General features: G+C 59.4%; 22 protein-coding genes and 2 pseudogenes. 13 read left to right on the forward strand and 11 right to left on the reverse strand.

Annotated features, from left to right (window positions below; all coding sequences use genetic code 11):
* Positions 1–129 precede the first annotated feature (129 nt).
* The 4 genes from ACYZT2_RS12405 to ligD are packed head-to-tail and all read left to right on the forward strand — an operon-like array spanning position 130 to position 6,312.
* Entirely contained in the window at positions 130–1,515 is a 1,386-nt protein-coding gene (locus ACYZT2_RS12405) for an iron-containing redox enzyme family protein (RefSeq protein WP_461972458.1), read from the forward strand.
* A 27-nt stretch (positions 1,516–1,542) separates the two neighbouring features.
* Positions 1,543–2,544, forward strand: a complete 1,002-nt coding sequence (locus ACYZT2_RS12410; RefSeq protein ID WP_461972460.1) for a methyltransferase — start codon at positions 1,543–1,545, stop codon at positions 2,542–2,544.
* Positions 2,516–3,682 (forward strand): carboxylate-amine ligase, encoded by a 1,167-nt coding sequence (locus tag ACYZT2_RS12415; protein WP_461972462.1) that lies wholly within the window; start codon positions 2,516–2,518, stop codon positions 3,680–3,682. The genes ACYZT2_RS12410 and ACYZT2_RS12415 overlap by 29 nt, the downstream gene beginning before the upstream one ends.
* Positions 3,679–6,312 carry a DNA ligase D gene (ligD, locus tag ACYZT2_RS12420; protein WP_461972464.1) on the forward strand — a complete coding sequence of 878 codons (2,634 nt, stop codon included), beginning with the start codon at positions 3,679–3,681 and terminating at the stop codon, positions 6,310–6,312. The genes ACYZT2_RS12415 and ligD overlap by 4 nt, the downstream gene beginning before the upstream one ends.
* Positions 6,313–6,521: 209 nt before the next feature.
* Here ligD and ACYZT2_RS12425 read toward each other — a convergent pair whose 3' ends face one another.
* From ACYZT2_RS12425 to ACYZT2_RS12460, 8 genes are all read right to left on the reverse strand, one after another.
* Positions 6,522–6,803: a DUF3303 domain-containing protein gene (locus ACYZT2_RS12425; RefSeq protein WP_461972466.1), complete on the reverse strand. Its 282-nt coding sequence runs from the start codon at positions 6,801–6,803 to the stop codon at positions 6,522–6,524.
* A gap of 211 nt (positions 6,804–7,014) precedes the next feature.
* Complete coding sequence (locus tag ACYZT2_RS12430; protein WP_461972468.1) at positions 7,015–7,416, reverse strand: hypothetical protein; 402 nt, start codon at positions 7,414–7,416, stop codon at positions 7,015–7,017.
* A 140-nt stretch (positions 7,417–7,556) separates the two neighbouring features.
* A complete protein-coding gene (locus ACYZT2_RS12435; RefSeq protein ID WP_461972470.1) occupies positions 7,557–8,087 on the reverse strand; it encodes a DUF2867 domain-containing protein in 531 nt (176 codons plus the stop codon).
* 180 nt (positions 8,088–8,267) lie between these two features.
* A complete protein-coding gene (phnE, locus tag ACYZT2_RS12440; RefSeq protein WP_461972472.1) occupies positions 8,268–9,035 on the reverse strand; it encodes a phosphonate ABC transporter, permease protein PhnE in 768 nt (255 codons plus the stop codon).
* Positions 9,032–9,859 carry a PhnE/PtxC family ABC transporter permease gene (locus tag ACYZT2_RS12445; RefSeq protein ID WP_461972474.1) on the reverse strand — a complete coding sequence of 276 codons (828 nt, stop codon included), beginning with the start codon at positions 9,857–9,859 and terminating at the stop codon, positions 9,032–9,034. Before ACYZT2_RS12445 ends, phnE begins: the two co-directional genes overlap by 4 nt.
* On the reverse strand, positions 9,853–10,650 hold the full coding sequence (locus ACYZT2_RS12450) for a phosphonate ABC transporter ATP-binding protein (protein ID WP_461972476.1): 798 nt from the start codon (positions 10,648–10,650) through the stop codon (positions 9,853–9,855). The genes ACYZT2_RS12445 and ACYZT2_RS12450 overlap by 7 nt, the downstream gene beginning before the upstream one ends.
* Complete coding sequence (locus ACYZT2_RS12455) at positions 10,647–11,498, reverse strand: putative selenate ABC transporter substrate-binding protein (protein ID WP_461972478.1); 852 nt, start codon at positions 11,496–11,498, stop codon at positions 10,647–10,649. Before ACYZT2_RS12455 ends, ACYZT2_RS12450 begins: the two co-directional genes overlap by 4 nt.
* A gap of 247 nt (positions 11,499–11,745) precedes the next feature.
* Complete coding sequence (locus tag ACYZT2_RS12460; RefSeq protein ID WP_461972480.1) at positions 11,746–11,958, reverse strand: hypothetical protein; 213 nt, start codon at positions 11,956–11,958, stop codon at positions 11,746–11,748.
* 269 nt (positions 11,959–12,227) lie between these two features.
* Between ACYZT2_RS12460 and ACYZT2_RS12465 the strand changes: the two genes are divergently transcribed.
* Positions 12,228–13,241 carry a GlxA family transcriptional regulator gene (locus ACYZT2_RS12465; RefSeq protein WP_461972482.1) on the forward strand — a complete coding sequence of 338 codons (1,014 nt, stop codon included), beginning with the start codon at positions 12,228–12,230 and terminating at the stop codon, positions 13,239–13,241.
* A 107-nt stretch (positions 13,242–13,348) separates the two neighbouring features.
* Here the strand turns inward: ACYZT2_RS12465 and ACYZT2_RS12470 are convergent, their stop codons facing one another.
* Together ACYZT2_RS12470 and ACYZT2_RS12475 are read right to left on the reverse strand one after the other, a co-directional pair.
* Positions 13,349–13,729, reverse strand: a complete 381-nt coding sequence (locus ACYZT2_RS12470; protein WP_461972484.1) for a RidA family protein — start codon at positions 13,727–13,729, stop codon at positions 13,349–13,351.
* 109 nt (positions 13,730–13,838) lie between these two features.
* Positions 13,839–14,498, reverse strand: coding sequence for an FMN-dependent NADH-azoreductase (locus ACYZT2_RS12475; protein ID WP_461972486.1), 660 nt, complete (start codon positions 14,496–14,498; stop codon positions 13,839–13,841).
* A gap of 95 nt (positions 14,499–14,593) precedes the next feature.
* Between ACYZT2_RS12475 and ACYZT2_RS12480 the strand changes: the two genes are divergently transcribed.
* The 8 genes and pseudogenes from ACYZT2_RS12480 to ACYZT2_RS12515 all read left to right on the forward strand — a co-directional run bounded on the left by ACYZT2_RS12480 (position 14,594) and on the right by ACYZT2_RS12515 (position 25,735).
* Positions 14,594–15,448, forward strand: a complete 855-nt coding sequence (locus ACYZT2_RS12480; protein WP_461972488.1) for a LysR family transcriptional regulator — start codon at positions 14,594–14,596, stop codon at positions 15,446–15,448.
* A 256-nt stretch (positions 15,449–15,704) separates the two neighbouring features.
* Positions 15,705–16,096: pseudogene (locus ACYZT2_RS12485) on the forward strand (DUF2238 domain-containing protein); the annotation flags it as partial.
* Between the two features lie 570 nt (positions 16,097–16,666).
* Positions 16,667–17,923, forward strand: coding sequence for a TackOD1 domain-containing metal-binding protein (locus ACYZT2_RS12490; protein WP_461973086.1), 1,257 nt, complete (start codon positions 16,667–16,669; stop codon positions 17,921–17,923).
* 3 nt (positions 17,924–17,926) lie between these two features.
* A complete protein-coding gene (locus tag ACYZT2_RS12495) occupies positions 17,927–19,255 on the forward strand; it encodes a glycosyltransferase family 2 protein (protein WP_461972490.1) in 1,329 nt (442 codons plus the stop codon).
* A 1-nt stretch (position 19,256) separates the two neighbouring features.
* Positions 19,257–20,159 (forward strand): hypothetical protein, encoded by a 903-nt coding sequence (locus tag ACYZT2_RS12500; protein WP_461972492.1) that lies wholly within the window; start codon positions 19,257–19,259, stop codon positions 20,157–20,159.
* A gap of 6 nt (positions 20,160–20,165) precedes the next feature.
* Complete coding sequence (locus tag ACYZT2_RS12505; RefSeq protein WP_461972494.1) at positions 20,166–21,287, forward strand: HlyD family secretion protein; 1,122 nt, start codon at positions 20,166–20,168, stop codon at positions 21,285–21,287.
* 7 nt (positions 21,288–21,294) lie between these two features.
* Positions 21,295–22,242: an NAD-dependent epimerase/dehydratase family protein gene (locus ACYZT2_RS12510; RefSeq protein WP_461972496.1), complete on the forward strand. Its 948-nt coding sequence runs from the start codon at positions 21,295–21,297 to the stop codon at positions 22,240–22,242.
* 292 nt (positions 22,243–22,534) lie between these two features.
* Complete coding sequence (locus ACYZT2_RS12515) at positions 22,535–25,735, forward strand: glycogen debranching N-terminal domain-containing protein (RefSeq protein WP_461972498.1); 3,201 nt, start codon at positions 22,535–22,537, stop codon at positions 25,733–25,735.
* Positions 25,736–25,743: 8 nt separating this feature from the next.
* Here the strand turns inward: ACYZT2_RS12515 and ACYZT2_RS12520 are convergent.
* Positions 25,744–25,938, reverse strand: a pseudogene (locus ACYZT2_RS12520) (hypothetical protein); the annotation flags it as partial.
* Positions 25,939–26,044: the final 106 nt, after the last annotated feature.

The following is a 26,044-nucleotide window of genomic DNA, read 5'->3' on the forward strand; positions in this document are numbered from 1 at the left end:
TTAGGCGCTGGCCCGTCTGTCCGGCCAATTTCAACGCCAATGGAATTTTTTTCCGGCACCGCCGCTCTGCTGATAGAGACGTACTGATCCAGCGTCCTGCCACTGGCCTCAGAGCGAGAAAATTATTCCATGACTGCCCTGACACGACTTGAATCCCGGCCTGCCCACGAACACGCGATAACTGCCGCTGGCGGCGTGAAATCGCTCTATGAACAGTTGCTGCTGAGCGACGATGATGCGCAAAAACACGCGTTCGCCCGGCGCTTTCTGCAAGAGCAATTGCAGCAAGCGGCGCACCTGCCTGAACAGATGCCACAGGACCTTTCGGCCCTGCAAAATTGGGTCGAACAGCACAGCGTCGACGTGGCCCGGCAATACGCCGATTACCTTCAGCAGCGCAAGGCGGGCGGGGCGCGACAGTTCTTCAGCAATAAGGCGCATGCGCTGTTTTTCCTGCAGTCGGTTGCCCCGACCAAACTCGTGGATGGCGCCTGGCTTTATGGCCTGTTGCGGCACTGGCGCGACCCGCGCTTCGACGGCCTGTTGTGCACCTATCTGGAAGAGTTGGGCGAGGGCGATCCGGCGCAGAACCATGTGGTGATCTACCGCAAACTGCTCGCCGAACATGGCCTGCAAGACACTGCGGCGATTGCCGATGAGCGCTACCTGCAAGGCGCGATTCAACTGGCGCTCGGCTATTGCGCTGACGACTGCTTGCCGGAGGTGATCGGCTACAACCTCGGCTATGAACTGCTGCCGCTGCACTTGTTGATCAGCGCTTATGAACTCAGCGAACTGGGCATCGATCCGCTTTATTTCACGCTCCACGTGACCATCGACAATGCCAGCACCGGGCATGCCCACAAGGCAGTGCAGTCGGTGCTGCAATTGCTCCCGGTGGAAGGCGACCGTGATGAATTTTTGCGTCGTGTGGCGCTCGGTTATCGGCTCAACGACCTAGGGCAGGGCAGCCGGGCAATCATCGAGTCGTTCGACCTCGACAGTGAAGTCCTGAGCATGCTTGAACGCAAACGCCCGTTCGGCCAGCACATGCATTCCGATTACAGCCGCTTTGAAGGCAAGACCGTCAATCAATGGCTGTCTTCACCCGAGCAGTTGCCAGGATTACTGGCGGCCATGGAAAACAAGGGCTGGATCAAGCGCCACCAGGACCCGAAGGCCAGTCGTTTCTGGCAATTGATCGACGGTGCCGGCGCGGCGATGTTCGGCGTATTCAGTCCCTACGAAAAACAGTTGCTGCATGACTGGATCGCCGGCGACTGGAAGCCGGAGCATCCGGTCGCTGCGGTACGGCGCGGCAGCAGCGTTACGGCGCAGACGCCGGTGCCTGAGAGCGATCCGGATATCCAGCACCTGCAAACCGCGCTTAACGGTCTGAGCGGGCACGAGCAGATGTCGGTGTTGATGCCGTGGCTTTCGCCCCATCGGCATGCCCATCCTGCCGGTCTGTTGGCGACGCGCCGGTTTATCGAACTCAAATCCAGCCTTCTCTAGAACGCCTTTTATCAACGGGAGCGGTTTATGAGTCAGGAAGAACAGCTGTCTGCCGCCGACCTGGCGCTGGTGCAACTGGGACGGCGTTTGCAGGCTGACGGTTACCGATTCATCACGCCGACGCCGCTGACCCATCAGCGCGTCAATACCCGCGCCGAAGCCCGGCGGGCCGAGACCCTGCGCGATGTCTTTGGCTGGTCGCGGCCGTTTGAGCCAGGGCTGTTGTCGGCGGATGAACAACGCCAGTTGCAACAGGCGCAGGTGCTGGAGGAGTGCAACGGGCGGCTGAAAAGCCGGGTGCGCTGGTCCAGCCTCGACGACTTGCTGTTCGTGCATTCGGCCTTTCCGACGGAGGCCGCCGATTCGGTGTTCTTCGGCCCCGACACTTATCGATTCGCCCAACTGATTCACGCCCATCTGCAGCAGAATTTCGCCCCGATCAGGCGCGCCGTGGACATCGGCTGTGGCGCCGGTGTCGGTGCCATTCTAATTGCCCGCGCCCGTCGCGAAGCCGAGGTGTTGGCGCTGGACATCAACCCGGAGGCGCTGCGCATGACGGCCATCAACGCCGCGCTCGCCGAAGTGGCCAATGTCAGCGTCGAGGCCAGCGATGTGCTGCAGGGCGTCGACGGATACTTTGACCTGATCGTCGCCAATCCCCCCTACATGGCCGACCCGGCCGAGCGTGCTTATAGGCATGGCGGTGGCGCGCTGGGCGCGGAGTTGTCACTGCGGATTGTCGAGCAGGCACTCGGTCGGTTGGCGCCGGGCGGCTCGTTGCTGCTGTACACCGGCGCGGCGATGGTCGATGGCCGCGACCCGTTTCTGGAGGCCCTCGCTCCGCGTCTGGAGGCCCCGGGGTTCGGCTGGACGTATCGCGAACTCGATCCCGACGTGTTCGGTGAAGAGTTGTCGACACCAGGTTATCAACGGGTGGAACGGGTTGCCGTCGTCGCGCTGACCGTGACGCGTCTCGGCCCAGGCATTGGGGAAAACGTTGATGAGCAGGCGCCTGAACTTCGGCATTGAAGAAGAATACTTGCTCACCGACCTCGTCACCCGGCGCATGCCCGGGCAGCCCGAGGCCCAGGCGATCGAGGCGTGCAGGGCGGCGCTGGGCCAATCGTTCGCCTATGAGATGTTCCAGGGACAGATTGAAGTCGCCTCTCCGGTTTTCAGCAGCTTGCCGGAGGCCGCCGATTACCTGGCCACCACCCGCAGTGCCCTGAGACGTGCTCTGGAGCCCTTCGGCCTGGGCCTGCTCAGCGCCGGCAGTCATCCGTTGGCGGATTGGCGGATTCAGCAACCGACCGATCAGGCGCATTTCCATCAGCTGTTCGACGACTACCAGCGAGTCGCCCGGCGCAGCCTGTTGTCTGGGCTGCACGTGCACGTCGAAGTGCCCGGTCATCTGGATCGTATTCGGGTCATGAACGAAGTCTTGCCGTGGGTGCCGCTGTTGTTGGCGCTCAGCACCTCGTCACCGTTTTGGGAGGGGGAAGACAGCGGTTTCATGAGCTATCGCCAAGTCGCCTGCGACGAGTGGCCGCGCATGGGCATTCCGGAGTTTTTCGAGGATCAGGATGCGTTCGATGACTACGTCGCGCTGATGACCCGGACCGGCTCGATCCGGCAGCCCAGCGACTGTTGGTGGAGCGTGCGCCCGGCCGCGCGGTTTCCCACGCTGGAGCTGCGCATTACCGATGCCTGCCCACGGCTGGACGACGCGTTGTGCATCGCTTCGCTGTTTCGCCTGATGGTCGCTGACGCCATCGCGCAGCCGCTGCCCGGGGCGAACTTCAACCGGGCGGCTTACTGGATCCTCAAGGAAAATCGCTGGCGCGCCAAGCGTTACGGCGTTCACGGCACCTTCATTCGCAAGGACCACGAACCGACGATCTCGGTCGAGCAATGGCTGGCCCTGGCGCAAGTGACGTTTGCCGAAACCGCGCAGCAACTGGGCGTGCAAGACGTCTTCAAACAGGCCCGGCGCATGCTGATTGAAGGGACCAGCGCGGATCGGCAACGGTATGCGGTGAAACAGGCATTGCGCGACGGAGGCTCGATGCCCGAGGCGTTGGCGCGAGCTGTCGATCAACTGCTGATAGAAACCGGCGAACAACCTTGCGCCAGCCCGGTCCCGCAACGAGCGGTAGGTGAGCCATGAACAAGAACCTGGACGATTACAACCGGATGCGCGATTTCTCGGCGACCTCGGAACCGACCGCCGTCAAACGCCCGGGCAAAAAAACGGCGAAAGACCATGCGTTGCAGTACTGCATTCAGAAGCATGACGCCTCGCACCTGCACTATGACTTTCGCCTGGAACTCGATGGCGCGCTGAAAAGTTGGGCCGTGCCCAAGGGGCCGTCGCTGGACCCCAAGGTCAAGCGCCTGGCCATCCATGTCGAAGACCATCCGCTGGATTACGCCACGTTCGAGGGCACCATTCCGGAAGGGCATTACGGCGCCGGCGATGTGATTGTCTGGGACCGTGGGGTGTGGATTCCCCTGGAGGATCCGGCCAAGGCGTACACCAAGGGCCGGCTGAAATTCGAACTGCAGGGGGAGAAGCTCGGTGGCCTGTGGAACCTCGTGCGCACGCACATGCCGGGCAAGCAGGAACAATGGTTTCTGATCAAACATCAGGACAGCGCCGCCAGACCTGACAGCGAATACGACGTGGTCGCCGCCGAGCCGGACAGCGTGCTCAGCGACCGCACCATCGTGGAGAAAAAGCACGGCGCTGAAAAGCCCAAACCGATCAAAAAAGCCCCGGCCAAGGTGCGTAAGGAAAAGTCGACACAACTGACGGGCGCGCGCAAAGCCAAGCAGCCGGAGCTGCTCAAACCCGAACTGGCAACGCTGGTCGAATCCGTCCCGAGTGGCGAATGGAGCTATGAGATCAAATTCGACGGCTACCGGGTCATGGCGCGCATCGACCATGGCGACGTCAAACTCTTCACCCGCAACGGTCACGACTGGACCCACAAATTGCCCGGGCAAGCCGAGGCACTGGCAGCGCTGGGCCTGGAATCGGCCTGGCTCGACGGCGAAATGGTGGTGACTAACGAACAAGGCGTTCCGGATTTTCAGGCGCTGCAAAACGCGTTTGACGCCGGCCGAAGTGGCAGCATCGTTTACTACCTGTTCGACTTGCCCTACCTCAACGGCGTGGACCTGCGCGAAGTGCCTGTCGAGGAGCGCAGGGCCGCGCTGGCGACCGTGCTCAAGCCCAATGAAAACCCGCTGCTACGATTCTCCGACGCCTTCGGCGAATCCCCGGAGGCCTTGCTCAACAGTGCCTGCGAAATGCAGATGGAAGGGCTGATCGGCAAGCGCCTGGGGTCGCCTTACGTGTCTCGGCGCACCAGTGACTGGGTCAAACTCAAGTGCAAACATCGGCAGGAATTCATCGTTGTGGGCTTCACCGATCCCAAAGGCGCGCGCAGTGCTTTTGGCGCGTTGCTACTGGGATTGCATGACCGCGACAGCGGTGAGTTGCGTTATTCCGGCAAGGTTGGGACTGGGTTCAACGAGGCGACTCTCAAGCGCATTTACGAACAAATGAAACCGCTGCAGACGAAAAAGCCATCGGTGGTCAATCCGCCTAGCGGTTTTGAAGCCAAGGGCGTGCATTGGCTTAAACCCACACTGCTGGCGGAAGTGGCCTTTGCCGAAATGACCAAGGACGGCTCGGTGCGCCACGCCGTGTTCCATGGTTTGCGAGATGACAAGCCTGCCAAAGAAATCACCGAGGAGTTGCCGAAAACCGTGAACACTTCAGCCTCGAAAACATCAGCCTCCGCTGCGTCAAAAACCGCCACGAAGAAGAAATCCGTCGCCGAAAAACCTGACGCCACCGACGCGAAAGCCGCCCAGTCGGCTGCCGCGCCGTCGCAGATCGGCTTGGCTGGCGGCAAGGTGCGCATCACGCACCCGGACCGGGTGATCGACGCCAGCAGCGGCACCACCAAGATGCAACTGGCGGAGTACTACGCCAGTGCTGCCGAATGGATTTTGCCGCAACTCAAGGATCGGCCGGTGGCGCTGGTGCGCGCGCCGGACGGCATCGCCGGCGAACTGTTCTTTCAGAAGAACGCCGAACGCCTGGCCATTCCGGGGATTGTGACCCTGGACAAGGAATTGACGGGCCAACCGGTGATGATCATCAACAACGCCGAAGCCCTGATCGGCGCGGTGCAAATGAGCACTGTGGAACTGCACACCTGGAACGCCACGTCAGTCGATCTGGATAAACCCGATCGCTTCGTCCTCGATCTCGACCCGGATCCGGCGTTGCCCTGGAAAAGCATGATCGAAGCGACTCAGCTAACCCTCACGGTGCTGGATGAACTGGGCCTCAAGGCATTTCTCAAAACCAGCGGTGGCAAGGGGATTCACCTGATCGTACCGCTGACCCGCAAGCACGGCTGGGACGAGGTCAAGGACTTCAGCCACGCGATCGTCAGCCACATGGCCAAATTACTGCCGGATCGCTTTTCTGCGGTGTCCGGACCGAAAAACCGCGTCGGGCGTATCTTCATCGACTACCTGCGCAACGGTCTGGGCGCCACCACTATTTGCGCCTACGCCGTGCGCACCCGCGAAGGGCTGCCGGTATCGGTGCCGATTTTTCGGGAAGAGGTGGCAGAGCTCAAGGGCGGCAATCAATGGAATGTGCACAACGTGCATGAGCGCCTGGCCGAGATCGGTGACGAACCCTGGGCCGACCTGAAGAAAACCCGGCAGACGATTACTGCCGAAATGCGGCGGCGGGTCGGGATGAAAAAGTAGGGAATCAGAAGGAAGGCGGCGAGGGTAGTGCCTGTCAGTTAAGTTGCGCAACTTGTGGGAGCGAGCCTGCTCGCGATAGCAGCGGTACATTCAGCATGAATGTTGGCTGACACGCCGCTATCGCGAGCAGGCTCGCTCCCACAAGGGCTGCGGTGTTCACCTCTTGGCTGACTGGCATTGAGTGGGATGTACGCTCACCGCCTCGACGACTATTGCTTGCCGAGCGCGGCTGCCAGCAGCGGCGCCGCCTGTTCATCGGTCAATGCGGCGTGGACTTCCATGCTCATGAGATCGCTCCATTCCAGTACCCACTTCTGAATCGACGCCGGATCACTGGCTTCTGCAATGCCAAAACCACTCGAGCCGCCGACGGCATGCCAGCGCCCCAGCATGTTGACGCCTGCGGGTGGCGCGCCACCGGTCTTGAGAAAACGTTCGATTGCGCTATTACGATGTTGCGGACTGATGGACCAACGGACGATGAATAACATCTGCCACCTCCTGCTACGGATTGGCACCTTTATCTTCGCGCACCTGGCTGGCGCCGGGGCCACGGTCACGCTTGTGTTTCCAGCTCCATCCTGGCTGGCCTGAAACCCTTTCTCCCATGAAAAGGCATAGCAGCGGCCCGCGGTTCGCGTACGACCGCTGATCCTCTTTCAGGCATTTGAAATGAACATATCGGGATAACAGTGCAAACCATCAGGTATCACGCAACAAGTCGTTGGCATTGAGCAGCTCGTAGGCAATCTCCGGGCGCTTCTCCAGCCCTCGACGAATCGCCGCCGGAATCGACTGACGGGTTTTGCGGCACAGCCCCGGCAATTCGCCGAGGGTGATATTGATGCCGCGCATGGTGCGCACTTCATTGAAGCCCGGGGCGATCTCAACGCGCAGACCCAACTGCTCGTACATCCGGCGTTGCAGACGCTCCAGGTCGCTCAGGCTCTGGAGATTTTCCAAGCGTTCGATCAGGCGCTTCTCCTCCGACCGGGTCAGGCTCAGGATGCGCAAATCCGCGCCGGGGGTTTCCAGCAACGGCTCACGCTCGCAGATGCAGGCACCGGGCGGGCAGGGTTGGCGGATCGGAACAGAGGTCGTCATGGGGTTCAATCATAGAGCGCTATGGTCGGGTTTGCCCATGGGGTTGTTGTGCCGTGACATGAGAGGCTTGGTCGGGCTTGCCGGAACAAGCCTCTCGGTGGAGGGGTTGGACTTCAGGGGAGCACACAGCGTTCTCAACCTTAGGGGCAGGTAGCCAGAGGCCAACCGATGCGCGCTGCACGGAGGAGGCTGGCTTTGACAACCAAGCGGTGAAATGGGGCAATGACGAAGATGTAGGCCCGGCCTAGACGGTTGTGGCACTGGACCACGGTTGAAAAAACGAGTTGATGACTGCCTTCTGGCTCTGCCTCTCCAGAACATAGAATCGATATCCGGAAGTCGAGGTGCTTGTCATCCTCTCCCAACACGATTTCAGTCTGGTGCGTGCTGTAGACCTTGAAGATTCCAATCCGATTGGCAAGTGATGCCAGGTGTTTGGCTGTCTTGAGACCAAAACAGGCAACGATAGTGTCTCGGACTTTCATGAGCCATCCGACCCAGGATGGCTGGTGGGAAAAGATGAATCGAGCTAGCAAATCTGGATTGCCAGATGTGCCCGCAGGGAGCCGAATCGCAAAAGCGTCCGCTAGGTTCATCGACTTGTAAAGGTGGGAGATGCCGGACCTCGAGGGGACTGGCACGGACGTAATGAACTCGAATTCTCTGGGCATTGGGGATCTTTCCTGAGGTCTGACTACTAATTGGACGACATGCCATGTCACGTTTCTTGTTGCGATGGCTTGTCGTATAACGCTCCTTGTCGCCCTGTAAGTGCTTGTCTAGCTTAGAAGTGGTTGCGGGTTTCGGCGATAGTAGAACCCATGCGTGTTCCGAATGGAATTGCAAAGCAATCAAGCCTTGACCCACCGCTGACGGCTCCAGCTGCTCAATGTATCGACGGCGAATACCAACAACAGCATGGCCAGAATAACCGTGCTGGCTTGAGCTTCCTGGAACAGGCTGAGGCTGACATAGAGCATTTGCCCCAACCCCCCGGCGCCGACGAAGCCGAGCACACTGGCCATGCGGATATTGTTTTCCCAGCGGTACAGAACGTAGGCCAGTAGCTGTGGCAACAGGTTGGGCAGTGTGCCGTAACAGAAAGCCCATACGGCGTTGCCGCCTTGCAGGCGGATGGCTTCGGCGGGTTCTGGCGGGGTGTTTTCCAGCGCTTCGGCGAACAGCCGACCGAGCACGCCGGTGGTGTGCAGGGCTAATGCCAGGGTACCGGCATTGGGGCCGAGACCGGCGGCAAGGACCATCAACGCAGCCCACACCAGTTCCGGAACCGCGCGCAAGGCGTTGAGCACCAGGCGCGACGCGCCCTGCAGTGGCCAGCCAAAGCGCCCGGCCGCGGGCAATGCCAATATCAGACCGAGTACCGCCGCGAGCAGGGTACCAAGGGCAGACATAGCAATGGTTTCCAGTGCGCCATGGCCAATGGCTTGCAGATGGCTGGAACTCAGGTCCGGGCTGAGAAAACGCTGTGCATAAGCGCCCATCTGCTTCAGATTGCCGGTGCCGCCCAGCTCGCCGAGGTCGATGCCCAAGTAGATGAATGAGGCGACCACCGCTGCGCCGATGCAGAGCAGCAGTGCCAGATTGATCAGGCGATTCATGCCAGCCTCCAGCGCAGCAGACGGCTGAGTTGATCGGCGAGCAGCACCAGCACGAGGAACGTCAGTAACAAACTGGCCACTTCACCACCGGCGAACATGCGTAATGACAGATCTATTTGCTGGCCCAGACCGCCGGCACCGACAAAGCCCATCACCACCGAGGCGCGGATGGCGCATTCCCAGCGGTACACCGTGTACGACAGCAACTCCGCAGCGACATTGGGCAGGATCCCGTAGCAGAAGGCTGCAAGCCGACCGCTGCCCGATTGCAGCAGCGCATGGGCCGGACGCTGGTCGACCGACTCGAAAATTTCCGCGTAGACCTTGCCCAACATGCCGCTGTAGGTAATGGCAATGGCCAGCACCCCGGCAGTCGGGCCGAGGCCGACGGCGCGCACGAACAATAGAGCCCAGACGATTTCCGGCACGCTGCGCAGGAAGATCAGTAAGCCGCGTACAGGCCAGCGCAGCAGTTGGCCCCAATAGCTCGGGTGCCCGGCACGGGAGGCAGCAGACAGCGACAAAGCACGGCTAGCCAACAGGCTGGCGGGGATTGCCAACAGCAACGACAGAGCCATGCCGGCCGTGGCGATGGCCAAGGTCTGCAGGGTGGCTTGCAACAACAGCTCAATGAACTCTTCGCCATGGGCCGGTGGCCAGAAGGCGGATACAAACCGGCCCATCTCGCTTTGACTGTCACTTGCCACCAGCACGCTGAGGTCCAACTCGCTGAAGTGGATGCCCGGCCACAGCAAGGCAAGGGCCAGCAAGGTGAGCAGCAGGCGGGGGCGGGTGGCTGGGTCTCGGGTATCACGGGTCAGCATCGGGGAATCTGCACACTCAAGGGCGCCGGAGCAATCGGTGGGGACAGCAATTGTTCGTTGGCGTAGAGCTTGTCGAGCAACTCACGGTCGACTTCGCTGGCCTGAAGGTCGAACAGGATCTGTCCTTCACGCAAGCCGATGATGCGCGAAAAGTTCGCCAGGGCCAGCTCCACCGCATGCAGGCTGGCAACCAGGGTGACGTTGTGCTGCCGGGCATGGCGACAGAGCACCGAAAGCGTGTGCTGGGCCAACACGGGGTCCATGGCCGATACCGGCTCATCGGCCAGCAACACCTCGGGCGCTTGATATAACACGCGGGCAATGCCCACGCGCTGTAGCTGCCCACCGGACAGTTGCTGGCAATGCGCGAACAACTTGTCACTCAGGTCCAGCCTGGCCAATGCCGCGCGTGCGCCCGGAATATCCAGTGGATGCACCAGGTTCAACAGGCTCTTGCCCAGCCCCCACTGCCCCAGCTTTCCGGCCAGAACCGCGGTGACCACGCGTTGGCGCGGTGGCAGGGGAGGCGACTGATGGATCAGACCGATGCGCGCGCGCAGACGCTGACGCTGACGGGCAGAAAGCTGCCAGGCGCGCTCACCGAGCACCTGCAACTCGCCATTGCCCGGTCGCAGGGCGGTGGCCAGCACGTTGAGCAGGCTCGACTTCCCCGCGCCGGACGGGCCGATGATGGCGACCTGTTCGCTTGCACCGATGTGCAAGTCCACGCCACGCAGCGCCTGGACGCCGTTGGCGTGAGTAAGGCTGACCTGGGTCAGACGCAATGTCATTTGAGCAGTTCGGCGGCGAGGGCGGCTTCCTCGATGCCTTTGTAGTTCTCAGGCTTGGTTTCGATGAATCGGCTGGCGGCCTGCAGGTCCAGAATCTCCTTGTCCGCAGGCTTCGCCGGATCGAGCGCCAGGAAGGCTGCCTTGATCTTGGCCGCCAGCGCCGGGTCGAGGGTTCCGCGCACCGTCCAGTTGTAGTCGAAGTAGGCCGGGGTGGTCGCAAACACTTTGACCTTGGTGGTGTCGACCTTGCCGGCGGTGACCAGTTTTTCCCACACGCTGGCGTTCAGTACCCCGGCGTCCACCTTGCCGGCCTGGACCCAGGCGACAGTGGCGTCATGGGCACCGGAGTAGCCGACTCGGCTGAAGTATGTTTCAGGCTTGATGCCGTCCTTCAACATGAAATAACGCGGCATGAGACTGCCCGACGTGGAGGACACCGAGCCGAATGCAAAGGTCTTGCCCTTGAGATCGGCGAGGGATTTGACGGCAGGGTCGGCGGTGATGAATTTGCTGGTGAATTGGGCGTCCTGTTCGCGCTGTACCAGCGGAATGGCATTGCCGGTTTTCAGGCGTGCCTGCACGAACGTGAAGCCGCCCAGCCAGGCCAGGTCGATGCGGTCGGTGGCCAGCGCCTCGACCACGGCCGGGTAGTCGCTCACGGGCACGAACTCAACCTTCATGCCCAACTGTTGTTCCAGATAGGCGCCAAGTGGCTTGAACTTGCGCAGCAGTTCGGTGGGGGCTTCATCGGGAATTGCGCTGACTTTGAGGGTGTCGGCGGCCTGTGTCAGCAGGGTGCAAAATGACAGGGTCAAGCCGAGGGCCGATGCCAGGGTACGCTTAAACATGAAGGATCTCCGATCCATTAATTCAAGAATGATTAAGCGCCAGGCACACGCTGATAGCGGCATGGCGCGTTGTGAGGGTAGACGAAAGGAGCGATATTGACCGGTTTTGGCCCAATTGCAATCTGTTGCATCGACCGGTTGAATCCACAACCCGAAACGGTCAATTATCGGAGCGCATAACCCCGTTTGTGAGATCACCCTCGGCCAGCATTTGCGTCATGATGTTTCTCGCCCCTCCGGCATTTGGCTAATTACCGTCCGCCACTTTACGTTCTATCTCCGCTATTTTTCGCCTGAGCTCTTCAGCCTCCTGATCCTGGTTTCGCGCTTCATCCAAACTTTCGGCGTCACTGTCGCGGTCCTCAAGCTCGCTTTCGACCACATCGTCGGGTTTGCCAGAGGTATCGGAAGGCGGGGTCGTTTCTGATTCGTCGTCATCTATACGGTCATCATTGTTCATTTCGCTCACCTCCATTGGCCTACACATTGGATTCAGCGGTATGGATGGAGTTCGGGTTTTTCAAATTTATGAAGCGGCTCAACGGTTTCCGTTTTCAGTAACGTCTCTCCATTGCCGCAGCGGAATGTCGCAAACGCTTCCTGAAGTCTCGTCCCCGGCCAACCGCCCTGATCGGTTGCATAATGGCTAGGGCTTTTCGAGCGTCTGCAGGTAGCATGACGCTACGCACCAAATGACAGATTGGCTAACGTAACCGAGTGGGTTGACCATTGATCGAACGACGTCAATTCAGCGGAGGCATGAAAGGAAAAAACCTCCGCTATCTGAATGAAAACACTGGCGAGCCTGTTCGAATGACTCGGGCGGGCTTTTTGCTGCTCGAGCATTTCTCCCTGCCTGCCTTCACCCAGGCGCTGGATACGATTGTCACCGCGAATCTTCTGCGCCCCGGGTTGTTCTCTTCCCGAACGTTCGGCTTGAATGAGGGGGAGGTCGTCAGCGATCTGGGTCTGGTCATTCGGCCGGATGCGCGCATCAATTCTTCAGCCATTCACGACCTGGATCTGCTGGTTATTTGCGGCGGCTACAGGACAGAACTGAAGGCGACAGATGAGTTCATCAGCCTGTTGCGGATGGCGGCAGATCGGGGCGTCAGTCTGGCCGGGTTGTGGAACGGGGCATGGTTCCTGGGCAGCGCAGGCCTGCTCGATGGATACCGTTGCGCCATTCACCCCGAACATCGTCCCGCACTCGCGGAAATCTCCAAGGCGACGCATGTCACCAGTGAGCCCTATGTCATCGATCGAGACCGGCTCACTGCTTCCAGTCCTTCGGGGACCTTTCATATGGCGCTGGACTGGATCAAGGAACTGCACGATAAAGCGCTCGTCGAGGGTATCGAGGACATTCTTGCTTTCGAAGAGTCTCGCTACCGGCGCATCAAACCGGCTGAAAATATCTGTGTGAGCGCGCCATTGCGAGAGGTGGTCAAGCTGATGGACGCCAACCTCGAAGAGCCTCTGGAGCTAGAGCAGCTGGCGGTTTACGCGGGCCGTTCCCGGCGACAACTCGAACGCTTGTTCAAGGAGCAACTCGGGACAACGCCGCAGCGATATTACATGGAGCTGCGCATCACCGAAGCGCGTCGACTGCTTCAGCACACAGAGCTGTCACAGGTAGACGTGTTGGTTGCCTGTGGCTTTGTGTCGCCCAGTCATTTCAGCAAGTGCTATAGCTCGTACTTCGGCTACAGGCCTTCCAAGGAAAAACGCCTCGTTAAATAGCCGCTTTTGAGTCCCGGCGAAGATCTCCCGACGGCGCAGATCTGCCGTCGGGAATGGTCCGGTGGCGGCCAGCTCGCTGGAACAGTGCCACCGGATAAGTCCGCAGATCAGCCCTTGGCCGCCATCGCGGTCACTTCCACGCGCATACCTTCGACCGCCAATGAGGCCACGCCAACGGCGGCGCGAACCGGCCAGGGCTTGGCGAAGAAGCGCTTGTAGACTTCGTTGAAAGCGGCGCGGTCGGCCATGTCAGTGAGGTAGATGGTTAGATGCAGCACCCGGTCCATGGAACTGCCGGCAAGCTCCAACGCCACCTTGAGCGCTTGCAAGGTGCACTCGCTCTGCTCGACGATGCCACCCAGCTCCAGACTGCCGTCGGCGCGGGTAGGGATTTGAGTGGAGACCAGAAGGCCGCCGAAACCGGCGACGTCGGAGGAGATGGATTCCGGGTCTGGGTCGGGGAGAAAGGTGATGTCGTGGCTTGCCATGGGGGATCTCTTGTTTGAGGTGGTAAAAGGGCGGTGTTTGGGGCGGCCGAACGCAGCCTCGCTGGGGCTCGACAGCTGCTACGGGCGAACGCAGGTTTCGCATTACGACTTAATATACCGCGGTCAGTTTACACACGAGACTGTCTGCCAGCCTCATGGCCTGCTGAGTCGCAGCCTTGCGCGCACTCAGGTCAACGTCTTCCCCCAGAATGGTTTTCTCGACAATCACCGAATGCACATCGCTCACGCCGATAAATTGCAGCCAGGCTTCCACGTAGGGCTTCTGAAAGTCGAAGCGCTCCGCTGGCGTGTTCGACTGCGCCGATAAATCCAGGCCGCGGGCGTACATCACCACGGCGGTTTTGTTGTGCAGCATGCCTTCCAGGCCGCGTTCCGGGTCGAAGCTGAATAAAATGTCTTTCTGCGACACCAGGTCGATGAAGTGTTTGAGTTTGTACGGGATGCTGAAATTCCACAGCGGCACGGACATTACCAGGACGTCCGCGCGGTGCAGGAACGCGGCCAGACCTTTCAAGGTGTTCCAGGCGTCTTGCTGCGCCGGGGTCAGGGGCGTGCCATTGAGCCCGGCATATTTGGCGTCCATTGCCAGCTCGTCGAATTCCGGCAAAACCATGTTCCAAAGATCGAGGCTGATGATTTCGGTGTCCGGGGTATTTTCTTGAAAGCGCGCAATGAAGCTGCGGGCGACTTCAAGGGAGGCCGAGCGCTGTTTGCGCGGGGAACATTCGATATGCAGAAGGGTGGTCATGGCGTGTCTCGGGGCGGGGAAGTTGGATCATTGCAACATAGTTTTATTTGGAATATAAATCGTGAATAAATAAGCCATTAATCACGAATGGAACTATGTTCGATATTCTGCTATTAAAAACATTCGTCACCGTCGTCGATGAAGAGGGTTTCAGTCGCGCAGCCGAAAAGCTGCACCTGACCCAATCTGCGGTCAGCGGTCACTTGCGGCGACTTGAAGAGCAAGTCGGAAAACCGCTGTTGAAGCGTACGACCCGTTCCCAGCAATTGACGCCCGATGGCGAGCGCCTGATCGCTTACGCGCGGACAATCCTCGCGCTGAACCGTGATGCCTGGGCGCAACTGACGCGCACGCCGTTTCACGGGCGGGTGCGGATCGGGGTGTCGGAGGATTTTGTCGAAGCGCGGTTACTGCGGGCTTTTCAGGATTTCGCGGCGCAGAACCCGGGAATGGAAATCGACGTGCAGGTGGGCATTCCTGGCACGTTGCTGAACCTGATGAAGCGAGGCGATCTTGAGCTGGTCATCGGTTCTCTGTGCGAAACCAACGAGGGGGGGGTGCTACTGTGGCAAGAACCGCTGGTGTGGGCCTGGTCGGCGCAACCTGTCACGCAGTTACCGACACCGTTGCCGCTGGCGCTGTTCCCTGGGCCCTGTCCTTATCGTGAGATAGCGCTAAGGCGGCTGGCTCAGGCGGGGATCGCTCAACGTACGGCGATGTCATGCACCAGCACCGCCGGGTTGCGAGCGGCGGCGTTGGCTGGTTTCGCGGTGGCACCCATGACGGTCAGTCAATTGGGGCAGGGACTGGCGGCGCTGGGTGCGGAGCAAGGGTTGCCGGATTTGCCGGATGCGCAGTTTCGGTTGTTTACCTCTGCTGAAGCGGATCATACGATTGTGGCAGCGCTCACTCAGCTCATTGTGGAACATTGCTCCACACGAAGGGCTTGAGCGTCTGGGTCGATCACTGAGGCTGGCTCAGCCGCGACGCACTTTTCGTAGGAGCTGTCGAGCCTCGCAGGCTCGACAGCTCCTACCGCCGATCGCAGCCTCGCGGGCTGGGAACTCCTACGATCAAGTGAGCGGCACCCATAGCGGATCGGCGGGCCTAAGGAGGCCTGGGCCCGGGCGCGATGTGTCGTCGCCGAGGCGGAAATCGCGCTCGCCTCGCGTGACCTGAACTGGCCAACTAAGGCACGGACTGGGGATCCTGGAAAATCTGTTGGCCCTGCTGCTGGTAATGGTCCTGGTCAGCGTTTACCGACGGTTCCGCCTGTCTGCCGTTTCCATCAGGCGGGTGTTCGTTTTTCTACGGGGGTTCTGGGTCGGGTTTGTCGCGCTGAATATATTCTGTCGACCTCGACTGTCTATGAAATCGTCGAATGGATAGGTGGGCAGTACCTGGGAAAAGACACGGCGAAGGCTTTTGTCGCTGCACAAAATGACCCATGGGACTCTCAGGCCGATATGGCGCTGGCAGTGGCCGCTGCACTCTTCACGTTATCGGTTATTCATTTATGGCGACGGTTTGTTTATCGGAGCTCTCGATTAAATAACCTAGAAAACAAATTCATGAAATTTATAAAGTGTTCTAATTGAATGATGTCGATAAGCCGCTAATGTAAAGTGGGTGTAACACGTTGAAGTATGCAGTCGTAGTTGTTTTGCCGACGAATAACCTGGAACTTATTAAATGCCGGATAGTATCGCTGTCGCACGAGTGCGCCTGCAATTTGGCAAGGGGGTTTTCTATTGGCAACAAGACGCATTTGAATGTCCTGTATATCCATCCAAATCGCCTTGTTGCTTAGCTTGCTAAAGTCATAACTATTTGAATTATAAGTGTACTATCTGCGTTTGTTGGCGGATTGGTAACGGTGATGATAATAGGGGGTTACAACTTGAGTGTGGCGATATTTTGGCGTTCTTATTGTCAAAAAATAACTGGATAATTAGTCGGGCATTTCTCTGGCGGAGTGCTAGTGTTGGTAGTCTTGTGTTGGACCACACGTGTCTCGCTTCTTAGGGGAGTGCATCATGTCGACTCCAAATCCTCGTATTGCGGTTCTTGGTAATAGAGTGGCCAGTTCTAATATCCCTGAACTCGAACATTTTTCGGATCTAAGCAGCTTATTGGCTGCGCCTGTATTTGATGTTCTGTTGCTTGATATGCCCGCGGCTTATGCCGGGCGAGTTCTGCGCAAATTGCGCTCAACTACGGCCTATCGCTATCAGCTCGTTTACTGCTGTCGAGATCAGGATGGCTGGTGTGAAGCGCTGGGCGATGGCCCATGCCCAGCTGAAACAAGCGAAATAAAAACGCTGTGGGGTATTTGGCGAGAGCGCTTCAACCTGTTCCGGCAGGGTTCTGCGCCCGAGCGGTTTGAAGGACGGGTGCTGTCGTGGCTGTGGTTACGCGCCGACGCCCATGTTTTTGCCCAGCGCGACCCCGAAGTCCCCCAGCATTATCGCTATCCGCTGCTCGAAGCACTGGCGGATAGCGAGCAGGTCAACCCGTTTGCCTGGCTCAGTTTGATGGTGCAGCACGACTGGCTGGAAGAGGGCGTGCTGGTCGATCGGGTGCGGCTGTGTTCGGACTGTGGTTCGGGGCGCCTCAATTACATTGATGTATGCGCCGAATGCCAGGCGATGGACATTTCACGGCAACCTTCATTGCACTGTTTCACTTGTGGTCACGTGGGTAGTCAGGAGTCATTTCTCAAGGATGGCCTGTTGCTCTGCCCCAACTGCCTGAACCGTTTGCGGCACATCGGCAGTGACTACGACCGCCCTTTGGAAAATTATCGCTGCCGCTCATGCCAGGCGTTTTTTGTCGATGCCGACGTGCAGGCGCGCTGCCTGGATTGCGGCTTGTCCCACGCGCCCGACAAGTTGCGTATACGCGAGGTTCGAGACTTTCGCCTGGCGGAAGCGGGGCGCTTCCGGTGTCGCCAGGATTTCAACGATCGATCGGGCAACCATTTCGGTCGCCTCAATTTGTTGGGCAGCAAGGATTTCTACGAGCTTTTGACCTGGCAGCTGCAGGTGGTGCGCCGTTACCAGCAGCCAGCGTTCTCACTGATCGGCCTGCGCTTCGTCAATCTGGCCGGTACGCTGGCGCGACTTGGCGAGCACCGCGGGCATGCCTTCATCGATAGCCTGACGGATCGGCTGAAGGAATCCGTAAGGGAAACCGACCGCTGCTCGCGAAGCACCGAAGAGTTCTTCTGGGTCATGCTGCCGCACACGGATAGCAAAGGGCTGGAGTTTGTCACCCAGCGTTTGGGCCGGGTCGCCGAATTGTTTTCCGCACCGGAGGTCAGTGACATTTCCCTGCGCGTCGTCAGTTTCACGGCCCCCGGGGATTTGCTCGAACAAGAAGACGGTGAGCTGCTGCTGGCCCGTCTTGCCAGTGAGTTGATTTGAGCCATGAGCCCGCTAATGGAGCAACTCTATAGCCTGCTCAGCGCGCTCATGGGGACGGATGGTCTGAGCCGATTGTTCTTCATGCTCTTCCCGTTGTTTCTGGTGTTTGAATTGCCCCTGACGATCATGGTGCTGCTCGGCGTATTGCGCTGGTTTGCCCGTCGACGCAGCCGCGTGCCGAAGACCAGTCTCTATCGGCCCAAAGTCTCTTGCATCATCACCTGCTACAGCGAAGGGATGGATGTCCAGACCACGTTGTTAAGCCTGTGCGAGCAGACGTACCCCGGCCACATCGAGATGATTCCGGTGGTGGACGGCGCCACGATGAATCAACCGACGCTCAGTGCCATTCGCAGTTTTTACGTGGACCCACTGTTGTACCCCCGGCGCCATTTGCGCCCGATCGCCAAATGGCAGAGGGGCGGACGGGTGTCGTCATTGAACGCCGGCCTTTCCCACGCCAGCGGCGAAATCGTCATGGCGCTCGACGGAGATACATCCTTCGACAACAACATGGTCAGTGCCATCGTGCGCAATTTCGAAGACCCTTCGGTGCCGGCGGTCGCTGGCAGTCTGCGGGTGCGCAATGTCTGGGGCTCCTGGGTCACGGCGATGCAGGCGCTGGAATACGTGTTGTCGATTCACATGTCGAAAATCGGTCTGGCCGAATGGAACCTGGTGAATAACGTCTCGGGTGCCTTTGGCGCTTTCCGCCGCAGTTTCCTGGTGAAAATCGGTGGCTGGAACACGCATACCGCGGAAGATCTGGACCTGACGCTGCGCATCAAAAGTTACTTCAAGCGATATGACTTGAAGATTCCTTTTGAGCCGGAAGCGATCGGGCACACCGATGCACCCGCGACCCTCAGGCAGTTTCTGATGCAGCGTTTGCGCTGGGACGGCGACCTGTTTTTTCTGTACGTCAGAAAGCACAACCACAACATCAACCCGGATTTACTGGGCTGGCGAAGCTTCCTGATGATCCTGGTCAGTGGCTTCTTTTTCCAGTTGGTGCTGCCCTTCATCATCCTCATCTACACCTTGCTGGCGTTATTCATTTTGCCGGGCAAGACGCTGTTGTTTCTGTTTACGCTGATCTACCTGCTGTACCTGTTGATCACCATGCTGCTGTTCGGCGCCATGTTGTCGATGGTGTCCGATCGACCTCGACAGGACGTGACCCTGGGGTTGTTGGTGCCTGTCTTCCCTCTGTTCATGCTACTCATTCGGTGCTGGAGCGCAGTGGCCATGCTCAACGAGATGTTTCGTCGAGGCCATGAAGAGACCTCTATGGCGCCGTGGTGGGTTCTTAAACGAGCCACGAGGTTTTGATATGCGATCCGTACTTCTAGCCTTGACGCTGTCGCTGCCCTTTGCGGCGCTTGCCTGTGCATCGGCAGCACCGGCATTCACGCCACCGCATTTTTTGTTGGCATCCACGTCCGCGGCAGCGCCGAAGTCGGGGGAAAGGGCAGGGACGGGCAAATGGTCTCAGGCCAGTTATGTCTGGGACAGCGAAGCATTGCTCGACCCTGATCGGCGTGAGGCGGAGCTTCAGGCGTTGCGCAAGGCCGGGATGGACAAGATTTACCTCGGCCTCAAGGGCGCACAGGTCAATGACCTGGTGACCACCCGGCGACGGCTGGAGCAACTGCTTCAGGACGCGGCCCGAGAAGATCTGCAAGTGAGTCTGTTGCTCGGCGATTCGAGCTGGATCGAGCCGACGGATCGCCATCAGCTCAGCGATTTATTGAAGAAGTTGAAGGGGCTTGCATTCAGCAGCCTGCATCTGGACCTCGAGGTCGAACAACTGGGCATGCCAGTCCCTGATCAGCGCCTGAAAAACTGGCTCGATACCTTGCGCATGGCGTCCAGCGAAAGCCCATGGCCGGTGGAAATATCCAGCCATCATCGCTGGTTCGCTGAACCGAAGGCAGGGCAAACCTGTGTGCCGTGTGCACTTCCCGACGCCGGTGTGCGTCAGGTCAGCCTGATGATTTACACCCGCAACCCGAAAAACAGCGCACGCATGACGGAGCAGATCGCCCAGCGCTGGCCGGCGCTGCAGTTTCGTTTGGCCCAAAGCACAGAACCCGAATTACCAGCCACGGAAAGTTGGGCTGGCGCATCCACTGAACAGCTGAAACATCAGGCCAGCGCCTGGCGCGAACAATTGCAACCGCGGGGGGTTGCCGGTATTGACTGGCAGGCCTGGCGAGACTTTCCAAAACGGTGAGCCGTCATGAAAATTCGTTTCGATAGTCGCAAAGAATTGAACCCCACCCAGGAACAGGGCTTGAGCGTGCTGTACGCACCGGGCAAGCGCATGGCCTTTCGCGCGCGCTGGTATTTGATTCTGTTGCTGGTTGCCAGCCCCTTGATCTGGCTCGGTGGAAAACTGGCGTACAGCATGCTGATGATCGACGCGCCGGCGCAATTGCGTCTGCCGATTTACGAAGTGCGAGCGCGCGATGCCGGCCGGGTCGACCAGCTGTTTGCCAAGGCCGGTGAGCAAGTCCAGGCCGATCAAATGCTGGTCACTCTGGACAACCCGGAATGGCGGGCCCGATTAGCGCAACTGGCTGCCATGCCGACCAAGGCGACGGGAACGGGCACGGGCAAAGTCACTGCCCAACTGGGCGGCCGCGAGCGCCAGTTGCTCAAGACCCGTATCGGCAGGGCGGAACAAAAGATCAATGAACTTGAGTATCTGGTTGGACAAGGCGCGGCCGCTCGTGGCGAGGTGCTGGCAGCGCAGTCGGAACTCGACGGGTTTCGGGCGGACCTGTTGGCGTTCGAACGCCGCGAGCAACTGGCGCGTCAGGCGCCCCCAGGGCTTGAGCGCGAGATTGTTCAACAGAACGCTGAGCAGCAGTGGTTGAAGACGCGTCTCGCCGCGTTGTCGATCAAGGCGGGGCAGAGCGGACGGATCGCGGAAGTGCTGGTGACGCCCGGCGAAAACGTCGGCGCCGGCACGTTGTTGATGCGCCTGGAGCGGCTGGAGGACCCGCTGCTATGGATTTATCTGGAACCGCTCAATATCAGTTACGCCGCGATCGGTCAGCCGCTGCGCGTGCGCATGCCGGATGGCCAGTGGCTGGCGGCTCACGTGGTTCAGGCAGTAGACAGCGCCGGGCGCACGCCGACGGTGCTGCGCGGCCCGTTTGCCGCCAGTGAAATGGGCTTGCAGGTCGCAGCCCGGTTCGATGACCCGCTGCCGTCGCGCTGGCGAATTGATCAACTACCCTTGAATGTGCGCTTCCCCACGGACTGGCAAGAGATGTTCAGCGCCGGCCGGGAGCTCATGGAAAGAGTCGAGGAGTTCGTCGCGATGGATCGACCTACAACCACTACTCCAGAGTGAATTTGCCATGTCTGCTGATCGAATTCTTGTGACGGGTGGCGCGGGCTTCATTGGTTCGCACCTGGTCGAAGCCTTGCTTGAAAACGGCTATGGCGTACGGGTACTGGATGATCTTTCAACCGGCAAACTGGCGAATCTGCCGGTGGATCGTGCGCATTTGAGCCTGATAGTCGGGGATGTCGCGGACGCGCCGACAGTGGAGCGCGCCCTGAAAGATTGCAGCGCGGTGGTGCATCTGGCCGCGGTCGCCTCGGTTCAGGCGTCGGTCGAAGACCCGGTCGCCACTCACCAAAGCAACTTCATCGGGACGCTGAATATCTGCGAAGCCATGCGCCAGGCCGGCGTGAGAAGGGTGGTATTCGCCTCCAGCGCCGCCATCTATGGCAACAATGGCGAGGGCACGGCCATCACCGAAGACACACCCAAAGCCCCGTTGACGCCCTATGCCGCGGACAAACTGGCCAGTGAGCATTTCTTCGATTTTTACCGCCGTCAGCATGGTCTGGAGCCGGTGATTCTGCGCTTCTTCAACATTTACGGACCGCGCCAGGATCCTTCATCGCCTTACTCCGGGGTCATCAGTATCTTCAGCGAAAGAGCCAAGAAACACCTGCCCGTCACCGTGTACGGGGATGGCGAGCAGACCCGGGATTTCGTCTACGTGGAAGACCTTGTAAAGGTGCTGGTACAGGCAGTGAAAGAATCGGAGCCGAGCGGCGAACCGGTCAATGTCGGTTTCAACCGCTCCACCAGCATCAACGAGCTGGCGGCCACGTTGAGCACGCTGCTGGGGCGGCCTCTGGCGTTGAATTACGCTGCACCGCGCTCCGGCGATATTCGCCATTCCCGGGCCAATAACCAGCGTTTGATTGAACGTTTTCGGTTCAGCGAGCCGACGTGTTTTGCAGACGGCTTAGGTCAATTGCTCAGAAGTCTGGAGAGCGGTGACCGGTGAGCCCCGGGGCCTATAACTTTATGACGGTAAGTTAAGCCATTCAGCTGAACGCACTCTGTAGCAGCGGCCGAGCCCGCGAGGCTGCGTTCGGCTGTTTAGACTGCCACCGTGGCGCATTGACGCCTCGGCTTGGGCGAGTCCATCCAATTACAGGATTAGGTCGTATAACCGGATGGAACTGTTTTGGCGCGCGTACCGTCAATCGAGGATAAGGCCGCCAGACCAGAGTGAGAGGAAACCCCGAGGTGCTGGAGGCCATTCTCCTTCGACCCCATGACCGGAGGGCCCCTCAATGAGGATCGCTCAGATCGCGCCGCTTACCGAACGTTGTCCGCCCCGTCTGTACGGTGGCACTGAGCGGATTGTGTCTTACCTGACTGAAGAGCTGGTGCGACAGGGCCACGATGTCACGCTCTTCGCCAGCGGCGATTCGCAAACCTCGGCACGTCTGGAATCGAGCGCGCACCAGGCCCTGCGGTTCGATCCAAGCGTCAAGGACGGAGCGCCTCATCACATTCTGATGCTTGATCAGGTCCTGCGTCAGGCGGATCAATTCGACGTGATGCACTTTCATGTCGATATCTACCATTTCCCCTTGATTCGGCACTTGGCCGGGCGCAGCGTGACCACGCTTCACGGGCGTCTGGATATTGGCGATTACCAATCCTTTTACCCTCACTTTCCCGAAGTGCCGCTGGTTTCGATTTCCAAGTCGCAACGCACTCCGGTGAAAGGCGACGTCAATTGGGTGGGCAATGTCTATCACGGCATTCCGAGCGATCTGCTGACCTTCAACCCTGAACCGAGCGGCGACTATCTGGTGTTTCTGGGGCGCATTTCTCCCGAAAAACGCCCGGACCGCGCCATCGAGATTGCCTCGAAGGCCGGGCTGTCATTGAAGATCGCGGCCAAGGTCGACAAGGCCGATCAGGTGTATTGGGAAGAAGTCATCGCACCGATGATCGCCACCCATCCGAATGTCGAATTTCTCGGCGAGATCGATGAGTCCCAAAAGGCAGACTTGCTGGGCAATGCCCGCGCCTTGATCTTTCCCATCGACTGGCCCGAGCCGTTCGGCCTGGTCATGATCGAAGCCATGGCTTGCGGCACACCGGTGATTGCGTTTGGTCAGGGCTCGGTGCCGGAAGTGATCGACGAGGGTGTATCCGGTTACATCGTCGATGGAATCCCTGCAGCGGTAGCAGCGGTGCAGCGGTTGGGAGAGCTGGATCGGCGCAAGGTGCGGGCCAGGTTCGACGAACGGTTCACCGTCGAGCGCATGACCAATCACTATCTGGAGTTGTATCGCCATCTGACGGCGGGCAACACCTATGGCCATCCGTCCACGCCCTTCGATATTCCGGCCACCGCGTCGCTGCAAGAGCTGCGTTTGCGTAACCTGAAAAACAACGACACCTTCGCGGTGTTCGATCCCAATGGCGACGTGCTGTTCGCGGACGATAGCCCGCAAGGGATTTTCCATACCGATACCCGACACCTTTCCGGGCTCTACCTGACGCTCAACGGCGCGCGGCCGCTGTTGCTCAGTTCCACGCTGCGTGATGACAATGCGATGCTCACCTGCGACCTGACCAACCCGGATCTGTTCGATGCTCATGGCGATAAAATTCTGCACCACGATTTGATCCATCTGCGCCGCTCACGGTTCTTGTGGAAGGGCTCCTGCTACGAACGCCTGACTCTGCGCAATTTCGACGATGCCCCCCAGCATCTGCAATTGAGAATCCAGTTCGCGGCCGACTTCAAAGACCTGTTCGAAGTTCGCGGTGCCCGGCGCCCGCAACGCGGCGAAGGGCACCGGGCAGAGATCACCGATGAAGAGGTGGTGCTTTCCTATACCGGCCTGGACCACAAACGTCGCATGACCCGCCTGCGTTTCGCCCCGGTGCCGGCCAGTCTGACCTGCGATTCGGCGTTGTTCGAGGTTCAGCTGGCCCCGGGGGAAAGCCAGTCGCTGTTCATGGACATCAACTGCGGTGTGCAAAACCCGCCGTTTACGGTGCGCCACGGGTTCTTTATTTCATTGCGCGATGCCCGGCGCGAGTTACGCACTTTCTCTTCGCGGGCGGCCTCAGTGGTGACCTCCCATGATGTGTTCAACGAGGCGGTCAGCCGCAGCGTTTCCGACCTCTACATGCTTATGACCAAAACTCCTGAGGGGCTATATCCCTATGCCGGCATTCCATGGTTCAGCACCGTTTTCGGACGAGATGCGCTGATCACGGCATGGGAGATGCTGTGGTTCGATCCCGGTATTGCCAAGGGCGTGCTCGGGCATCTGGCCGCCAACCAGGCAACCATCGTCGACGCCCACGCCGATTCCGAGCCCGGTAAAATCCTGCACGAAATACGACTGGGAGAGATGGCTGAACTGGGCGAGGTGCCGTTCCGCCGCTACTACGGCAGCATCGATTCCACGCCGCTGTTCGTCATGCTGGCCGCCGCCTACCTGGAACGCACCAATGATTTGGGCACAGTGCGTCAGCTCTGGCCGAATATTGAGGCGGCGCTGACCTGGATCGAGGAATACGGCGACCGGGATGGCGACGGTTTTGTCGAGTATGGCCGGCAGTCTGCCGAGGGGCTGATCAACCAGGGCTGGAAGGACAGCTACGATTCGGTTTTTCATGCCGATGGGCAACTGGCCGTGGGCCCGATTGCGATTGTCGAAGTTCAGGCCTATGTGTATGGCGCCTGGACCGGTGCCGCCAAAATCGCCCGTCGGCTGGGTGATCCGGAGCGAGCCCAACGCCTGAAATACAAGGCTCAACGCTTGCGCGAAGAATTCGATAACCGCTTCTTCGACGAAGAGCTGGGCACTTATGTATTGGCCCTGGACGGTAACAAGAAGCCCTGTCGAATACGTACCTCCAATGCCGGCCATGCCCTGTTCGCGGGCATCGCTTATCCGGAACGCGCGGCATCGGTCGTCAGCACGCTGATGGACCGCTCATCCTTTTCCGGCTGGGGCGTGCGCACCGTCGCATCTTCCCAGGCACGCTATAACCCGATGAGTTATCACAACGGCTCCGTCTGGCCCCACGACAATGCGCTGATCGCTGCTGGCTTCGCCCGCTACGGTTACCGTCGGGAGGCGGCGCGGATTTTCGAAGGCCTGTTCGCTGCGTCGACCTACATCGATCTGCGGCGTTTGCCCGAACTGTTCTGCGGCTTTGCCCGGCAACGCACCCAAGGGCCGACGTTCTATCCAGTCGCCTGCATGCCCCAGGCCTGGGCCGCTGCTGCGCCGTTATCGATGATTCAGTCGTGCCTGGGGCTGAGCTTCAGGCCGAGGAAGCTCAACATCCTGTTCGACGAACCGGTGCTCCCGGCGTTTCTGGACACCATCGCCTTGCGACGTTTGGCAGTGGGTACTGAATGTGTGGACTTGATGCTCCGGCGCTCGGGAGAAAACGTGATGATCGAGGTGCTCAATCGCCAAGGCCCGGTGCGGATCTTGAGTACCAGTTAGCAAGCGTGTCAGAAAGTGAATGCTTGTGCCGAAGGATGCTGAGTCATTTCGGTCTCCAGCAGATGCTCGAGCAGCACGTCATTCAAAAAGCGGAACTGATCATTGAGCCCGACCACTTCGTTACTGAACTGGTTGGCCGCTGTCGGCATCAGCAAGGCCTCGAAGTGCTCGTCGAACACCAGCGCGACCGCTTTGCGAAACACCTTGAGGGCTTTTTCGCGAGCAGGCTCGCTCCCACAGGGGAATGCATTTCAAATGTAGGAGCTGGCGCAGCCTGCGATCTTTTCGGGCCATCGCAGAGCAAGGTCA

The organism is Pseudomonas sp. MDT1-85 (assembly GCF_054898065.1).

What these genes read in the sequence shown, in the direction of transcription:
- ACYZT2_RS12405 (WP_461972458.1), top strand. Translation starts at nt 130, where the DNA reads ATGACTGCCCTGACACGACTTGAATCCCGGCCTGCCCACGAACACGCG.
- ACYZT2_RS12410 (WP_461972460.1), top strand. Translation starts at nt 1,543, where the DNA reads ATGAGTCAGGAAGAACAGCTGTCTGCCGCCGACCTGGCGCTGGTGCAA.
- ACYZT2_RS12415 (WP_461972462.1), top strand. Translation starts at nt 2,516, where the DNA reads ATGAGCAGGCGCCTGAACTTCGGCATTGAAGAAGAATACTTGCTCACC.
- ligD (WP_461972464.1), top strand. Translation starts at nt 3,679, where the DNA reads ATGAACAAGAACCTGGACGATTACAACCGGATGCGCGATTTCTCGGCG.
- ACYZT2_RS12425 (WP_461972466.1), bottom strand. Translation starts at nt 6,803, where the DNA reads ATGTTATTCATCGTCCGTTGGTCCATCAGTCCGCAACATCGTAATAGC.
- ACYZT2_RS12430 (WP_461972468.1), bottom strand. Translation starts at nt 7,416, where the DNA reads ATGACGACCTCTGTTCCGATCCGCCAACCCTGCCCGCCCGGTGCCTGC.
- ACYZT2_RS12435 (WP_461972470.1), bottom strand. Translation starts at nt 8,087, where the DNA reads ATGCCCAGAGAATTCGAGTTCATTACGTCCGTGCCAGTCCCCTCGAGG.
- phnE (WP_461972472.1), bottom strand. Translation starts at nt 9,035, where the DNA reads ATGAATCGCCTGATCAATCTGGCACTGCTGCTCTGCATCGGCGCAGCG.
- ACYZT2_RS12445 (WP_461972474.1), bottom strand. Translation starts at nt 9,859, where the DNA reads ATGCTGACCCGTGATACCCGAGACCCAGCCACCCGCCCCCGCCTGCTG.
- ACYZT2_RS12450 (WP_461972476.1), bottom strand. Translation starts at nt 10,650, where the DNA reads ATGACATTGCGTCTGACCCAGGTCAGCCTTACTCACGCCAACGGCGTC.
- ACYZT2_RS12455 (WP_461972478.1), bottom strand. Translation starts at nt 11,498, where the DNA reads ATGTTTAAGCGTACCCTGGCATCGGCCCTCGGCTTGACCCTGTCATTT.
- ACYZT2_RS12460 (WP_461972480.1), bottom strand. Translation starts at nt 11,958, where the DNA reads ATGAACAATGATGACCGTATAGATGACGACGAATCAGAAACGACCCCG.
- ACYZT2_RS12470 (WP_461972484.1), bottom strand. Translation starts at nt 13,729, where the DNA reads ATGGCAAGCCACGACATCACCTTTCTCCCCGACCCAGACCCGGAATCC.
- ACYZT2_RS12475 (WP_461972486.1), bottom strand. Translation starts at nt 14,498, where the DNA reads ATGACCACCCTTCTGCATATCGAATGTTCCCCGCGCAAACAGCGCTCG.
- ACYZT2_RS12480 (WP_461972488.1), top strand. Translation starts at nt 14,594, where the DNA reads ATGTTCGATATTCTGCTATTAAAAACATTCGTCACCGTCGTCGATGAA.
- ACYZT2_RS12490 (WP_461973086.1), top strand. Translation starts at nt 16,667, where the DNA reads ATGCCCGCGGCTTATGCCGGGCGAGTTCTGCGCAAATTGCGCTCAACT.
- ACYZT2_RS12495 (WP_461972490.1), top strand. Translation starts at nt 17,927, where the DNA reads ATGAGCCCGCTAATGGAGCAACTCTATAGCCTGCTCAGCGCGCTCATG.
- ACYZT2_RS12500 (WP_461972492.1), top strand. Translation starts at nt 19,257, where the DNA reads ATGCGATCCGTACTTCTAGCCTTGACGCTGTCGCTGCCCTTTGCGGCG.
- ACYZT2_RS12505 (WP_461972494.1), top strand. Translation starts at nt 20,166, where the DNA reads ATGAAAATTCGTTTCGATAGTCGCAAAGAATTGAACCCCACCCAGGAA.
- ACYZT2_RS12510 (WP_461972496.1), top strand. Translation starts at nt 21,295, where the DNA reads ATGTCTGCTGATCGAATTCTTGTGACGGGTGGCGCGGGCTTCATTGGT.
- ACYZT2_RS12515 (WP_461972498.1), top strand. Translation starts at nt 22,535, where the DNA reads ATGAGGATCGCTCAGATCGCGCCGCTTACCGAACGTTGTCCGCCCCGT.